At 71.6% G+C, this 14954-nt stretch carries 15 protein-coding genes; all 15 read left to right on the forward strand.

Features of this window, described 5'->3' with window-relative positions; all coding sequences use genetic code 11:
• The first annotated feature begins 78 nt into the window (after nucleotides 1-78).
• Complete coding sequence (locus OG702_RS26400; protein ID WP_327291422.1) at nucleotides 79-681, forward strand: hypothetical protein; 603 nt, start codon at nucleotides 79-81, stop codon at nucleotides 679-681.
• Nucleotides 682-879: 198 nt separating this feature from the next.
• Nucleotides 880-2574 carry a DUF6801 domain-containing protein gene (locus OG702_RS26405; RefSeq protein WP_327291423.1) on the forward strand — a complete coding sequence of 565 codons (1695 nt, stop codon included), beginning with the start codon at nucleotides 880-882 and terminating at the stop codon, nucleotides 2572-2574.
• 73 nt (nucleotides 2575-2647) lie between these two features.
• Nucleotides 2648-3631 carry an ABC transporter ATP-binding protein gene (locus OG702_RS26410; RefSeq protein WP_327291424.1) on the forward strand — a complete coding sequence of 328 codons (984 nt, stop codon included), beginning with the start codon at nucleotides 2648-2650 and terminating at the stop codon, nucleotides 3629-3631.
• Entirely contained in the window at nucleotides 3628-4440 is an 813-nt protein-coding gene (locus OG702_RS26415; protein WP_327291425.1) for an MlaE family ABC transporter permease, read from the forward strand. The genes OG702_RS26410 and OG702_RS26415 overlap by 4 nt, the downstream gene beginning before the upstream one ends.
• Before the next feature lie 4 nt (nucleotides 4441-4444).
• Nucleotides 4445-5260: an MlaE family ABC transporter permease gene (locus OG702_RS26420; RefSeq protein ID WP_327291426.1), complete on the forward strand. Its 816-nt coding sequence runs from the start codon at nucleotides 4445-4447 to the stop codon at nucleotides 5258-5260.
• Nucleotides 5257-6522 (forward strand): MCE family protein, encoded by a 1266-nt coding sequence (locus tag OG702_RS26425; RefSeq protein ID WP_327291427.1) that lies wholly within the window; start codon nucleotides 5257-5259, stop codon nucleotides 6520-6522. Before OG702_RS26420 ends, OG702_RS26425 begins: the two co-directional genes overlap by 4 nt.
• Nucleotides 6519-7550 carry an MCE family protein gene (locus OG702_RS26430; RefSeq protein WP_327291428.1) on the forward strand — a complete coding sequence of 344 codons (1032 nt, stop codon included), beginning with the start codon at nucleotides 6519-6521 and terminating at the stop codon, nucleotides 7548-7550. Before OG702_RS26425 ends, OG702_RS26430 begins: the two co-directional genes overlap by 4 nt.
• Complete coding sequence (locus OG702_RS26435; protein ID WP_442814550.1) at nucleotides 7538-8632, forward strand: MCE family protein; 1095 nt, start codon at nucleotides 7538-7540, stop codon at nucleotides 8630-8632. The genes OG702_RS26430 and OG702_RS26435 overlap by 13 nt, the downstream gene beginning before the upstream one ends.
• Nucleotides 8629-9798, forward strand: a complete 1170-nt coding sequence (locus OG702_RS26440) for an MCE family protein (RefSeq protein WP_327291430.1) — start codon at nucleotides 8629-8631, stop codon at nucleotides 9796-9798. Before OG702_RS26435 ends, OG702_RS26440 begins: the two co-directional genes overlap by 4 nt.
• On the forward strand, nucleotides 9795-10916 hold the full coding sequence (locus OG702_RS26445) for an MCE family protein (protein ID WP_327291431.1): 1122 nt from the start codon (nucleotides 9795-9797) through the stop codon (nucleotides 10914-10916). Before OG702_RS26440 ends, OG702_RS26445 begins: the two co-directional genes overlap by 4 nt.
• Entirely contained in the window at nucleotides 10916-12232 is a 1317-nt protein-coding gene (locus OG702_RS26450) for an MCE family protein (RefSeq protein ID WP_327291432.1), read from the forward strand. Before OG702_RS26445 ends, OG702_RS26450 begins: the two co-directional genes overlap by 1 nt.
• Complete coding sequence (locus tag OG702_RS26455; RefSeq protein ID WP_327291433.1) at nucleotides 12229-12750, forward strand: hypothetical protein; 522 nt, start codon at nucleotides 12229-12231, stop codon at nucleotides 12748-12750. Before OG702_RS26450 ends, OG702_RS26455 begins: the two co-directional genes overlap by 4 nt.
• 223 nt (nucleotides 12751-12973) lie before the next feature.
• Nucleotides 12974-13477, forward strand: coding sequence for a hypothetical protein (locus tag OG702_RS26460; protein ID WP_327291434.1), 504 nt, complete (start codon nucleotides 12974-12976; stop codon nucleotides 13475-13477).
• A 20-nt stretch (nucleotides 13478-13497) separates the two neighbouring features.
• Complete coding sequence (locus OG702_RS26465) at nucleotides 13498-14088, forward strand: nuclear transport factor 2 family protein (protein WP_327293386.1); 591 nt, start codon at nucleotides 13498-13500, stop codon at nucleotides 14086-14088.
• A 27-nt stretch (nucleotides 14089-14115) separates the two neighbouring features.
• The gene (locus OG702_RS26470; protein WP_327291435.1) at nucleotides 14116-14853 is read left to right on the forward strand and encodes a hypothetical protein; all 738 of its coding nucleotides are present in this window, start codon (nucleotides 14116-14118) and stop codon (nucleotides 14851-14853) included.
• The last annotated feature ends 101 nt before the right edge of the window (nucleotides 14854-14954 follow it).

A 14954-nucleotide genomic window follows, 5' to 3' on the forward strand; every position in this document is an offset into this window, starting at 1 on the left:
TGCCCGTGCACAAAGGACCCCGGCCCGGTATTCGGGCCGGGGTCCGCCCGAGAAATGGGAAGACAAGGGGGGACGACGATGAGAAGAGCGCTCCGGATACTCGTACCACTGGCCGCCGCTTTCGCCGCCGTATTCACGCTCGGCACCTCGGCGTTCGCCGGCACCGTGACACCCGGCGGTACCTTCACCGCGACCCTGGCCCCGTGGACCGTCGCCAACCCCGCGACCGGGTTCAACGTCACCTGCGCCTCGCTCGCCCTGCACGGCAGTCTGATGTCCTCGTCCAGCCCCACCATCGGGCACTTCACCTCGGCTGCGGCCACCAGCTGCGTGGGACCGGGCGGCATCGCCGTGACCGAGACCTTCCTCGGCCTGCCCTGGACGATCAACGAGACGGCCTACAACAGCTCGACGGGCGTGGCGCTGGGTACGTTCACCGGCCTGCGCGTGCAGTTGACAGGCCCGCTGTGCGGCGCCACCGTCGCGGGCGCCGGCGGCGGCACCTCGCCGGCGACGCTGACCTGGAGCCACAGCAACTCCAGCCCCCAGCTGCTGACGGTGACCGGCGGCGGGCTGCACGTCTTCAACGTCACCGGGTGCTTCGGCCTGCTGCACAACGGCGACTCGGTGACGGTCGGCAGCAACGCCTTCACGCTCAGCCCGCCCCAGACGATCAGCTGACGCCACCCGCCGCGGGGGCGGCCGGAATTGCGCACCCGATGACAAAGTCGCGGACGGGATTTGTCACCAGGTGACAAGAAATCGGAGCCCCGCAAGATTCGGCGGCGTTCGCCCGTTCGATCACTTGTCTGGGCTTATTACCCGCACGTAATGTCCTGCCGCCGAACCTGTTGGAGGAATGCAGAGATGAGGGGTGCCGTGCTACCCGGTCGAGCGGTGCGCTTCGCCACGGTCATGGCGGTGGCGCTCCTGGCCGGGCTGCTGTCCGGGCCGGCCTCCACGGCCATCAGCGGTGTGGGGAACGGGGAGTTGACACTTCGCTACGCGTGCGGCTTCGCCTCCGGCACGCAGGAGGTGGTGGTCGCTCTCACGCAGACCTACCCCCGCAGCGCGGCCGTCGGCCGGCCCATCCAGCCCGGCGCCCTGACAGCGGAGGTCACCATCCCGCGAGCCGGCGTCACCGCGCTGCTGCCCGCCCCGGCCGCCACCCTGTCCGGCACCGCGGGACTGGCCGTGCACGTCACGCAGGGCACCTCCGCGGCTGACGCCTCCTGGCCCGGCCTCACCGCGCCGGCGACGCCGGCCGGCGGCACCGACGACCTGCGGCTCGCCTTCACCGGCCCGGTACCGCCGCTGTCGGTGACCGCGCCCGGGCAGGTGAAGTTCGAGGCCGGCGACCTGACGCTGACGCTGCACCCGGTGGCCGCGGCGACCACATCGCCCACCCCCACGCCGGCGCCCAAGGGCGGCACGCCGGACACCGCGACCCTCACCACGCCGGAGAGCGCGGCGGCCACGGCCAACCCGGCCGCACCGCTCGCCGACATCAGCGGCACCTGCTCGCCGAAGGCCGGCCAGACCGCGCTGCTGGCGACGGTACGGGCCACCGGCGCCCCGGCCGCGCCCCCGGCGAAGGGGGCGCCCGGCAGCCCGCCCGGCTCCGCCCCCCGACACGGCGCCTCCCGCCCGACGCCGGGCGGCGGCACCGCCACGGCCCGCAGCGCGCCCTCGGCCGGCGCTCCCGCCACCGGGAAGCAGAACGGCACCATCACGCTGTCGACGCCGGTGCTGTCCGACAAGGACGACTGCCCGCCGGCGCCCACCGCCGACCCCGACCCCCAGGTGATCGCCGAACAGGCCAAGCAGCGGCCGCCGGGCGCCACCCTCTACCCGGCCCCCGGCGACCCGCCCATCGAGCGCATCTCGCAGTGCGGTTTCATCACCGGCCTGTCCAACGTCGCCAAGCTCAAGGGCGCTTCGGTCCTCAACGACCTCAACGCCCGCGAGCCGTCGATGGCGAACATCGCGACCGTCGGCAGCGTCTTCAGCTTCGCCGACGAGGACAACCCGTACGTGGAGATCGACTCCGTCGCCACCTTCGACATCCCGCCGGCCAGGACGACCTTCCTGACGTACGGCTTCATGCCGACGACGGCGACGATGCACCTGACCACCCGGCGCGGCGTGATGACCGTCATCACCACCGGCATCGGCGCGCAGCTCTACGTCACCGCCATCTACGGCAAGGACGACCTCCGGCTCAGCGACGTGAAGATCAACGGGACGCCGATGGACGTGGGCCCGCACTGCCAGACGGCGGCGCCGCTCGACATCGCGCTGCTCGGCCTCAACCGCAGCGGGCTCGACGGTGTCGAGGCGCCGAGCGACTACTCCATCCAGACCGGCGGGCCGCTCTTCCAGGACGACCTGTTCATCCCCCGCTTCACCGGCTGCCGCAGCGCGAGTGGGGAGAACCTCGACGCGATGTTCACCTCGGCGATCTCCGGACACGGCAACTCGCTGAACCTCATCCAGGGGCCGCTGTGCGCGCCGCTGGCCGACCCGACCTGGTGCAGCCCGAAGATTCCCTACCCCGTGCCGCCCCACCGCTGACCGCGCCCGCGCCGCACCCCGGCGCCCGCGGCACACCGAGCTCCGCCATACCAACCCCGCCCCGGGAGGTGCAATGGGAATCGAAGTGATCGTCGAAGGCCTGACGAAGTCCTTTGGCGAACAGACCGTCTGGCAGGATGTGACGCTCACTCTGCCGCCCGGCGAGGTCAGCGTGATGCTGGGCCCCTCGGGCACCGGCAAGACGGTCTTCCTCAAATCCGTGATCGGCCTGCTCAAACCGGAACGCGGCCGGGTCCTCGTCAACGGCGTCGACATGGTCAACGGCCCGGAACGGGACATCTACCGGACCCGCAAGCTGTTCGGCCTGATGTTCCAGGACGGCGCGCTGTTCGGCTCGATGAACCTCTTCGACAACATCGCCTTCCCGCTGCGCGAGCACACCCGCAAGAGGGAGTCGGAAGTCCGCCGCATCGTCATGGAGCGGATGGAGATGGTCGGCCTGGTCGGCTCCGAGGCCAAGCTGCCGGGCGAGATATCCGGCGGCATGCGCAAACGCGCCGGGCTCGCCCGCGCGCTGGTGCTCGACCCGCAGATCATCCTGTGCGACGAGCCGGACTCCGGCCTCGACCCGGTCCGCACCTCCTACATCTCGCAGCTGCTGATCGACCTCAACGCGCAGATCGACGCGACCATGCTGATCGTCACCCACAACCTCGACATCGCCGCGACCGTGCCGGACAACATGGGCATGCTCTTCCGCCGCGAACTGGTCGCCTTCGGGCCCCGGGAGCTGCTGCTGACCAGCGACGAACCGGTGGTCAGGCAGTTCCTCAGCGGGCGCCGCGAAGGCCCGATCGGCATGGCGGAGGAGAAGGACGAGGCCACCCTGGCCATGGAGCAGCTGTCCGACGACGCCACCTTGCCGCGCGCACCGCGCAGCGTCGTACCGCAGCTGGAGCCGAGCCCGGGCATGCCGCCGCGGCAGGCCGTCCAGCGGCGCAGGGCGCGGGTGCTGGCGATGTGGGACCAGCTGCCCGCCGCGGCACGTACCGCCGTGCAGTCCGGCCTCGCCCCGGTCCAGGGAGGTCCGGCATGAGCGCACCGGTGCGCGTACGCGAGACCGGTGCGCGCCGGCCGATCCCCGGCACCGGGGCGCTGCGGCAGACCGGGCAGTTGATGACGCTCGCCGCCACGACCGTACGGGACACCTTCCGGCGGCCCTTCCAGGTCCGCGAACTCGTCGAGCAGTTCTGGTTCGTGGCCAGCGTCACGATCCTGCCGGCCGCGCTGGTGTCCATCCCGTTCGGCGCGGTCATCGCCCTCCAGGTCGGCTCGCTCACCCAGCAGCTGGGCGCCCAGTCCTTCACCGGCGGTGCCAGCGTGCTCGCGGTGATCCAGCAGGCCAGCCCGCTGATCGTGGCGCTGCTCATCGCCGGCGCCGGCGGCAGCGCGATCTGCGCCGACCTCGGCTCGCGCAAGATCCGCGAGGAGCTGGACGCGATGGAGGTCATGGGCGTCTCGCCGGTGCAACGGCTCATCGTGCCGCGGGTGCTGGCCACCATGCTGGTCGCGCTGCTGCTCAACGGCCTGGTCTCGGTGGTCGGCACGGCCGGCGGCTACTTCTTCAACGTCATCATCCAGCACGGCACCCCCGGCGCGTACCTGTCCAGCTTCTCCTCGCTCGCGCAACTGCCCGACCTCTACATCAGCGAGATCAAGGCGGTCGTCTTCGGCTTCATCGCCGGCATCGTCGCCGCCTACCGCGGACTGCACCCCAGGGGCGGCCCCAAGGGCGTCGGCGACGCCGTCAACCAGTCCGTGGTGATCACCTTCCTGCTGCTGTTCTTCGTCAACGTCGTGCTCACCGCGATCTACCTGCAGCTCGTCCCGCAGAAGGGGGCCTGACCTGATGGCACTCCTGAACCGCCCGCTGCGCTGGCTGGACGAGACCGGCGACCACTTCATCTTCCATGTCACCGCGGTGCTGTGGATCCCGCGCACCCTGCGCCGCTACCTCAGGGAGGTGCAACGGCTGCTGGCCGAGGTCGCGTTCGGCAGCGGCGGGCTCGGCGTGATCGGCGGCACCGTCGGCGTGATGATCGGCATGACCCTGGCCACCGGCACCGTCGTCGGCCTGCAGGGCTACGCGGCGATGAACCAGCTCGGCACCGCCGCCTTCACCGGCTTCATCTCCGCCTACTTCAACACCCGGGAGATCGCCCCGCTGGTCGCCGGCCTCGCGCTGTCGGCCACCGTCGGGGCCGGCTTCACCGCGCAGCTCGGCGCGATGCGGATCAACGAGGAGGTCGACGCGCTGGAGGGGATGGGGATCCGCTCCATGCCGTATCTGGTCAGCACCCGCATCATCGCCGGTGTGGTGGCCATCGTGCCGCTGTACGGCATCGGCCTGCTCAGCAGCTACGCGGCCTCCCGGCTGGTCACCGTGTGGTTCAACGGCCAGTCGCCCGGCACCTACGACCACTACTTCAACCTGTTCCTCTCGCCCGAGGACGTGCTGCTCTCCACCCTGAAGGTGCTGGTCTTCAGCGTGATCGTCATCCTCGCGCACTGCTACTACGGCTACACCGCCAAGGGCGGCCCCGCCGGGGTGGGCATCGCCGTCGGGCGCTCGGTGCGCAACGCCATCGTGATCATCTCCATCACCGACTTCTTCCTGTCGCTGGCGCTGTGGGGCGCCACCACCACCGTGCGGGTGGCCGGATGACCGCCACCGAGACCCGTCCCCCCACCGCGGCCGCCCCGGGGCGCGCCCGGCTGCGCGGCACCACCGCGGGGCGCAGAACGGCCGGCCTGGTCTTCCTGCTGGTCCCGGCGCTGCTGGCGTGGCTCGCGGTCGCCGTCTACGACAAGGACTTCAGCGACGACGCGAGCGTGACCGTGGTGACCGGCAGCGTCGGCAACGAGATGCACCCCGGCGCCGACGTCAAGGTCCGCGGGGTCGTCGTCGGCCGGGTCAGCGCCATCCACGCCGACGGGCGCGGAGCCCGGCTGACGCTGGCCATCGACCCGGACCAGCTGCACCGCATCCCGGCCGGCGTCACCGCCCAGATGCTGCCCACCACCCTCTTCGGCGCCCGCTTCGTCGCCCTGGTGCCGCCCGCCGGCAGCACCGCGGGCGGGCCGACGCTCACCGCGAGCAGCACGATCCCGCAGGACCGTTCCGGCGACGCCGTCGAACTCCAGCAGGTGCTGGACAACGTGATGCCGCTGCTGACCGCGGTCCAGCCGCAGAAACTCGCCGCCACCCTCAACGCGGTGTCCACCGCGCTGGACGGCCGCGGCACCCAGCTCGGCACCACCCTGGTCCAGCTGGACCGCTACCTCAGCAAGCTCAACCCCGAACTGCCGGTCCTCAACGACGACATCAAGCAGCTCGTCACCGTCAGCCACGTCTACAACGCCGCCGCCCCCGACATCGTGCAGGCCCTCACCGACTTCACCAGGACCAGCGGCACCATCGCCCAGGAGCAGGCGAACCTCGGCACCCTCTACGGCACCGCGACCGCCACCGCCCAGGACGTCACCACCTACCTGCGGCAGAACAGCGGCAACATCATCCGGCTGGCCGCCGACAGCCGCGGCACCCTCGGCCTGCTGGCGAAGTACGCCCCCTCCTTCCCCTGCACCCTGCGCACCCTCGCGAACTTCGTGCCCGCCATGGACAAGGCCCTCGGCAAGGGGACCCACCAGCCGGGCCTGCACGTGGAGTTGACCACCGTGCCGTCCCGCGGCAAGTACGCGGCCGGCGCCGACACCCCGGTGTACGGCAAGAGCGGCGGCCCGCAGTGCTACTCCGTCCCCTACACCGGCAAGGGCACCACCCCGCTGGCCAACTCCCCGCAGGAGAACGAGCTGATCGACGAACTCCTCGCACCCGGCGCGCACACCTCGCCCGCGGACCTGCCCGACTGGAGCAGCCTGCTGACCGGCCCGGTCTTCCGCGGGGCGGAGGTGACCGTCAAGTGAAGCGCCGCAGCCTGGCCGGCCCGATCGTCAAGTCGCTGGTCTTCATCCTGGTCACCGCACTGGCCACCACCGTGCTGGCGATCAGCATCGCCGGCTCCGGCGTCGGCGACACCGCCGGCTACAACGCGCTGTTCACCGACACCACAGGACTGATGTCCGGCGACAGCGTGCGGATCGCCGGGGTCAAGGTCGGCCAGGTCGACTCGATCACCGTCTACCGGCACAACCTGGCGAAGGTGCACTTCTCGGTGCAGCGCGAACGCACCCTGCCCAGGTCGGCCGACGTCACCATCAAGTACCTGAACCTGGTCGGCCAGCGCTACATCGACCTGGAACAGGGCACCGGGCCGGTCGGCGAGACCCTGGAGCCCGGCCAGACCATCGCGCTGGACCACACGACCCCCGCGCTGGACCTGACCCAGCTCTTCGCCGGCTTCCAGCCGCTCTTCGAGGGCCTGTCCCCGAAGGACGTCAACCAGCTGGCCGGCGAGATCGTCCAGGTGCTGCAGGGCGAGGGCGGCACCGTCGACAGCCTGATCGGCAGCATCGGCTCGCTGACCACCACCCTGGCCGCCAAGGACCAGGTCATCGGGCAGGTCATCGACAACCTCAACACCGTGCTGACCACCGTCAACACCCGCGAGGCCAACTTCAACGACCTGGTCACCACCCTCCAGCAGCTCGTCACCGGCTTCTCCGGCGACCGCGAGCCGATCGGCCAGTCGATCACCGCGATCTCCCAGCTGACCACCAGCACCGCCGGCCTGCTCACCGACGGCCGGCAGCCGCTGAAGAACTCCATCGCGCAGCTCGGCAGGCTCTCCACCAACCTGGCGGACTCCACACCGCAGTTGCAGAGCTTCCTGGTCAACAGCCCGCAGAAGTTCCGCACCATCGGACGGCTCGCCTCGTACGGCTCCTGGCTCAACCTCTACCTGTGCCAGGCCACCGTCGCCGGGGTGACCACCTCGGACGGCAGCAAGGCGCCCACCGGGATAGCGATCACCGAATCGAGGTGCCGGTCATGAACCGCCCGCGTCCGCACGGCATCCGGCTGCGCCTCCGCGACCCCGCGAACCGCGGCAGGCCGCTCTTCCGGCCGCTGCGGGAACGCAACCCGGTGGCCGTCGGCGCGGTCGGGCTGCTGGTGCTCGCGCTGGCCGGCCTGGTCGCCTACAACGCCGACGCGCTGCCGGTGATCGGCGGCGGCACCAGCTACGCGGCGAACTTCACCGAGGCGGCAGGCCTGCGGCCCGGCAACGAGGTGCGGGTGGCCGGCGTCAAGGTCGGCAAGGTCACCGGGGTCTCGCTGGACGGCGCCCAGGTCAAGGTCACCTTCAAGGTCAGGCACACCTGGATCGGCGACGCCAGCACCGCGGCCATCGGCATCAAGACCCTGCTCGGCGAGAAGTACCTGGCCGTGGACCCGCTCGGCAGCAGGAAGCAGGACCCCGGCGCCCGCATCCCGAAGAGCCGCACCACCTCGCCGTACGACGTCACCCAGGCCTTCAACGGGCTCGGCCAGACCCTCGGGTCGATCGACACCCGGCAGCTCGCGGCGAGCTTCCAGACGATCTCCGACACCTTCAAGGACACCCCGTCGTCCGTACGCAGCGCCGCCACCGGGCTGTCGTCGCTGTCGCAGACCATCTCCAGCCGGGACGCCCAGCTCGCCGACCTGCTCAGCGGCAGCAAGCAGCTCACCCAGACCCTCTCCGACCAGAACAGCCGCTTCCAGACTCTCATCTCGGACGGCGACCTGCTGCTCGGCGAGATCCAGAAACGGCGGGACGCCATCCACACCCTGCTCACCGGCACCCAGGACCTGGGCATCCAGCTGAACGGCCTGGTCGCCGACAACACCCGGCAGCTCGCCCCCACCCTGGACGCCCTTGACCGGGTCACCGGGGTGCTGGACGCCAACCAGTCGAGCCTGGACCAGGCGCTCGCGCTGGCCGGCCCCTACTACCGGCTGGTCGGCAACACCCTCGGCAACGGGCGCTGGTTCGACAGCTACCTGTGCGGTCTGGTGCCCAAGAGCTACCTGCCGGACGGCACACCGCCGGACGAGGGGTGCATGCCGCCCAAGGCCACCGGAGGCGCGTCATGACCATGCCGCGTCCGCACCTGCACCCGAAGCTGCGCTCCACCCTGCGCCCGCGACTGCCGCGCCCGGCCCGGTCCGGCGCACGCCCCGCCCGGCGGCTGCTGGTGGCCGCGCTGGTGCTCGCCGTGGTCGTGGCGGCCGCCGTCACCGCCGGCTTCGTGGCCTTCGGCGGCCCCGGCGGCAACCACGTCACCGCCTACTTCGACCGGACCGTCGGCGTCTACAAGGGATCCGACCTGCGCGTCCTCGGGGTCAAGGTCGGCACCGTCGACGCGGTGCGGCCCAGGGGCAAGCAGGTCGAGGTCACCTTGCACCTCGACCACGGCGTCAAGGTGCCGGCCGGCGCGGGAGCCGTCGTCGTCGCCCCCAGCGTCGTCGCGGACCGCTACGTCCAGCTCACCCCCGCCTACACCGGCGGCCCGCAGCTGAAGGACCACGCGGTCATCCCCGCAAGCCGCACGGCCACCCCGGTCGAGATCGACCAGCTCTACGACAGCATCACCCAGCTCAGCGACGCCCTCGGCCCCGACGGCGCCAACACCACCGGCGCCCTGTCCGGGCTGCTGGACACCGGCGCGCAGAACCTCGACGGCAACGGCAAGGCGATCGGCGACAGCATCGACCAGCTCGGCCAGGCCTCCAAGACCCTCAACGGCCACAGCGGCGACCTGTTCGCGACCCTGTCCTACCTCCAGTCCTTCACCACCATGCTGAAGAACAACGACGGCAAGGTGAAAGCCGCCGCCGACCAGCTCTCCACCGTCACCGGTTTCCTGGCCGCCGACAAGCAGGACCTCGGCGGCGCGCTCCAGCAACTGTCCACCGCGCTCGGCCAGGTGAAGACCTTCATCCAGGACAACCGCGGCCGGCTCACCACCAGCATCAACAAGCTGGCGCCGATCACCGCGACCCTGGTCGACCAGCGCGCCTCGCTGGCCGAACTCCTCGACACCGCACCGCTCGCGGCCGACAACCTGCTCAACGCCTACGACCCGCAGCACCAGAGCATCGACGGCCGCACCAACATCAACGAGCTGAGCCTGGGCGGCGACATCAACCCGGCCGCGGACGCCCCGGCCTCCACCACCTCGTCGTCCCGTACCGCGAAGAACCTGCCGCTGCCCTTCCCCGCGGCCGGGGACGTCACCACCCAGGGGGCCGCGCGATGACCCGACGGCGTACGACCACAGCGGCGGCCGGCGCGCTGCTCAGCCTCTCCCTGGCCGGCTGCTCCGTCGGCGGCGTGCAGAGCATCCCGCTGCCCGGCGGCGCCGACCTCGGCAGCCACCCCTACACGGTCAAGGCGCAGTTCGCCGACGTGCTCGACCTCGTACCGCAGGCGTCGGTACGGGTCAACGACGTCGCCGTCGGCCGGGTCACCTCGATCCACCTGGCCGACGACGGCTGGTCCGCCATGGTCACCATGAAGGTCAACGGCAAGGTCGAGCTGCCGGCGAACGCCTACGCGCACCTGGAGCAGTCCAGCCTGCTCGGCGAGAAGTACGTCCAGCTGTCCGCGCCGCCGTCCTCGGAACCCTCCCGCGGGCGGCTGGCCGGCGGCGCGCTGATCCCCGCCACCCACACCAACCGCAACCCCGAGGTGGAAGAGGTCTTCGGCGCGCTCTCCCTGCTGCTCAACGGCGGCGGCATCCAGCAGCTCAAGACCATCAGCACCGAGCTGAACAAGGCGCTCACCGGCAACGAGCCCCAGGTCCGCGACCTGCTCACCCAGGTGAACACCCTGGTCACCGACCTGGACACGCACAAGCAGGACATCACCGACGCCCTCGACGGCGTCAACCAGCTGTCCGCCACCCTCGCCACCCGCGACCAGAAGATCGGCACCGTACTGACCGGGCTCAGCCCCGGTCTGAAGGTGCTCGACCAGCAGCGCGGCTCGCTCGTCACGATGCTGCGGGCGCTCGACACCCTCTCCGGCGTCGCGGTGAACACCGTCAACCAGAGCAAGGACGACATGGTCGCCGACCTCCAGGCGCTCGCGCCCACCCTGCAACGGCTCGCCGACTCCGGCAAGGACCTGCCCGACTCCCTCCAGGTGCTGCTCACCTACCCGTTCACCGACGAGGTGCTCAACGGCGTCAAGGGCGACTACCTCAACCTCTACCTCGACCTGACCGCGGCCCCCGGCACCCAGGTCATCCCGATCCTGGAGGCCAAGGACAACACCTACGACAACGGCCCCGTACCGCTGGGCAAGAAGAACCCCGTCCCCAAGGGCCTGCCGCTGCCGCTGCCGTCGGTCACCAGCACCGCGGGGAGCCACTGATGCTGACCAGGACCACGGTCGTCAAGAACATCGCCTTCCTGCTGGTCGCCGTGCTGGTGCTCGGCTACATCGGGGTCCGCTACGCCGACCTCGGCCGCTACGTGGGGCTCAGCGGCTACTACACCGTCAAGGTCGAGCTCCCCGAGGCGGGCGGCCTGTTCGAGCACTCCGACGTCACCTACCGGGGCGTCTCGGTCGGCCGGGTCGGACCGATCAGGCTCACCTCGGACGGCGTCGAGGCCTCCCTGCGGATCGACGACTCGGCGCCGCGCATCCCCGACCGCCTCCAGGCGGTGGTCGCCAGCCTGTCCGCGGTCGGCGAGCAGTACATCGACCTGCGGCCCAGCACCGACAAGGGTCCCTACCTGCACGACGGTTCGCACGTCGACCAGGCCGCCACCCGGATCCCCGCACCCGTCACCAACCTGCTCACCAGCGTCAACGACCTGGCCGGCTCCGTACCGCTGAACTCGCTGCGCACCGTCGTGGACGAGTTCGGCCAGGTCTTCAACGGCCAGGCCGACAACCTGCAGTCGCTGCTCGACACCAGTGGCCAGTTCATCTCCGCCGCCGACACCAACCTCCCCGTCGACACCAGACTGCTGGTCGACGGGCGGACCGTGCTGCGCACCCAGGCCGACGAAGGGGCAGCCATCAAGTCCTTCGCGGACAGCGCCAACCAGCTCGCCGCCCAGCTCAACTCCTCCGACACCGACCTGCGCCGGCTGATCACCGCGGCGCCCGACGCGGCCACCCAGGTCAGCGCACTGCTGCGGGACGTCGGCCCGCAGCTGAGCGTGGTGCTGGCGAACCTGCTCACCACCTCCGACATCGCCACCACCCGGCAGCGCGGCATCGAGGAGTATCTGGTGACCGTGCCGAAGGTGGTCTCCGCGGGGTCCACCGCCGTGGACTCCAAAGGCCTGCGCTTCGGCATGGCGGTCACCTTCTTCTCACCGCTGCCCTGCACCTCCGGATACGGCGGCACCACCTACCGCAACGGCCTCGTCACCAGCCCGCCCGCGATCGCGCTGAACACCGCGGCCCGCTGCACCGCGCCCGCATCCAGCGGCATCGACGTCCGCGGCTCCGCGCACGCGCCCTACGGCGGCGGAGTGCCGGCCCCCGCGGAGCCCGGCTCCGTCCTGCCGACCAGCGGCACGGACCAGGGCGCCGCCTCCTACGCCACCCCCGCGGGGCCCGCGCTGGCCGGCTCCACCCCGGCGGGGCCGGCGCTCCCCGGCGCCCTCGGCCTGCCCGCGCTGCCGGCCGGCGGCCCCGCCACCATGGCGGACCTGCTGGGGGTGACCCCGTGAGGCTGGCTCGCGCCCTACCCGGCAAGGCCGCCGGCTGGGTGGCCGCCTGGACGGTGGCCGTGGTCGTCTGCGCGCTCGGCGCCTGGTCGTACGCGGACACCCGCGGCGACGACGTGCTGAGCTACGGCAAGGTACGGGACGCCGCGCTCGCCGACGGGCAGCGTGACATCGCCCGGCTCAGCACCGTCGACGCCGCGCACGCCGACAGCGACCTCGGCCAGTGGCTCGCGGTGACCGCCGGGCCGCTGCACGACCGGATGGCCGGTACGCACAGCGCGGACGCCGCCACCCTCAAGCAGTCGGGCACCAGCACCCGGGGCAGCGTCACCGACGCGGCCGTCACCGAACTGGACACCAGGGCGGGCACGGCCAAGCTCATCGCCACCGTGCAGGTCACGGTCACCCCGGCCACGGGCGCGGCGACCACCGACCGCAAACGCTTCGAGGCGGGCCTGTCCCGCACCGCGGACGGCTGGAAACTCACGGCACTCACCGCCGTTCCGGTCGGGGCGAGTTGAGGGCGTGGAGGAAGGAATCCAGGTGAAGACGAAACAGCCTCCCGCGGGGTCGGCCGAGACCTCGGGGCCCGCCGCCGGGCCGCCGGCGGATGCCGCCGCGCCCGGCGAGACGGCGTCCAGTGCTGGGGCCGATGCCGATGCCGGTGCGGAGGCAGGGGCCGAGGCCGTTGCCGGTGCCGGGTCCGGCGGGTGGCGGAGCTTCCGGCCGTCGTGGCCGCGGGTCGTGCGGAGCAACCCGCGGCGGGCCGTCGCCGTCACCCTGATCGCGGTGCTCCTGCTGGCCGGCGGCGGATTCGCCTACGCGGCCCAGCAGTTGAAGGACCCGGGCGCGGCACGCAACCACGCGCTCACCGACACCGAGGCCACCAGCCGGCTCACCGGTGACGTCAGCGACGCGCTCAGCCGGATCTTCGCGTACACCCCCACCGACACCCAGTCCACCGCCCAGGCCGCCCGCGACCTGCTGGAGGGCGCGGCGGCCCAGCAGTACCAGCAGCTCTTCACGCAGATCAGGCAGCAGGTCGCCGACCAGCAACTGACCCTGAGCACCAGGGTGGTACGGGCCGGCGTGGTCTCGCTCACCGGCGACCGCGCCCACCTGCTGGTCTTCCTCGACCAGACCGCCCGGCGCGCCGGTGCCACCGCCACCAGCGCGGCGGCCCAACTCTCGGTGTCCGCCCACCTGGTCGGCGGCCACTGGCGGATCACCGATCTCAAGGCCCAGTAGGAGCAGCCCAGATGGCACCCATGCAGTCCGTCCTCCGCCGCCGCCCGCGCCGCCCGCTGCTCGCGGTGGCGCTGGCCCTCGCGGTGGCCGCGGCCCTCGCCGCCGGCTTGACCGGCTGGTCCTGGTACGGCGCCGCCCACGACGGCGACGCCGCCTTCGCCCGCAACCGCGACGCCGCGCTGGCCGCGGGCGAGCAGGCCGTGCAGAACCTCAACACCCTCGACCACAACGACCTGGACCACGGCCTGGACGTCTGGGACGACTCCACCACCGGCGACCTGCACACCCAACTCGCCCAGGGCCGTGCCGACTTCGCCAAGCAGGTGCAGCAGGCCCAGACGGTCAGCACCGCCAAGGTGCTGTCCGGTGCCGTCACCGAACTGGACAGCAGGACCGGCAAGGCCAGCGTGATGGTCGCGCTGCGGATCACCGTCCAGGCGCCCAAGGCGAAGCCCGCGGTGAAGGAGAGCCGGATGCTCGGCGAGCTGACCAGGACGGCGGACGGCTGGAAGCTCAGCGCCCTCGGCCAGGCCCCGATGGGCGACAGCGCCCCCGCCCCCTCAGCCGCCGCGACCTCCCCCACCACCCCGCAGCCGACCGCGAGCCACTGACGCCGTACGCGAGAGGACCGACGCACCATGTCGACCACCCGTCATCTGATCAACCGGCAGCGCAGGCTGGCCGCGGTGTCCGCGGCGGCGGAGGAGCGGGCGGAGGAGCGTACGCGTACGGTCAGGGCCTCAGCGCCGACCCGTACCCGTACCCGTACCGATGCCACCGGTGGGACCGCCGCTGAGGCAGCCGCCGGGACCGCTGCCGGGACCGCTGCCGAGGGTGCGGCACCCACCCGTATCCCCCGCCGCCCGCTGCCGGTCGCCGTCACGCTGCTCGCCGTCCTGACCGTGCTGCTCGGCGGCTTCGCCGCGGTCGCCGCAAGCCGGGCCTCGGCGCTGCACGACACGGTCGCCGCCCACAACACCGCGCTGACCGACACCGCCCGTACCAGCGAGATCAAGGGCCAGATCGCCCAGGCGGTGAACGCGGTCTTCTCCTACGACTACGCCGACACCGCACGCACCGACACCGCCGCCAGGCGGCTGCTCACCGGAAAGGCCGTACAGCAGTACGCCGGCATGCTCGCCCAGGTCCGCACCCAGGCCCCGGCGCAGAAGCTGGTGCTGACCACCACCGTCACGGACACCGGCGTCGAGACCATCGACGGCGACCGGGCGCACGTCCTGGTCTTCGCCGACCAGCGCAACACCAGCACGGCCAAGGCGGGCGCGGGGAGCACCTACGCCGCCGCCATGTTCGCGGTGGACGCCGTTCACCAGGACGGCATCTGGAAGATCGCCTCGATCGACACCTTCGGCTGAGGCCTCGCAGCAGGCACTATGGGGGTGAGCCGCGACTGCAACGCACCCGAAACGGTGTGATGCAATGCTCATGATCTCCTGCCCGGACCAGGCGGGGGAGC

It is taken from the genome of Streptomyces sp. NBC_01198 (genome assembly GCF_036010485.1).
GTDB lineage: Bacteria > Actinomycetota > Actinomycetes > Streptomycetales > Streptomycetaceae > Actinacidiphila.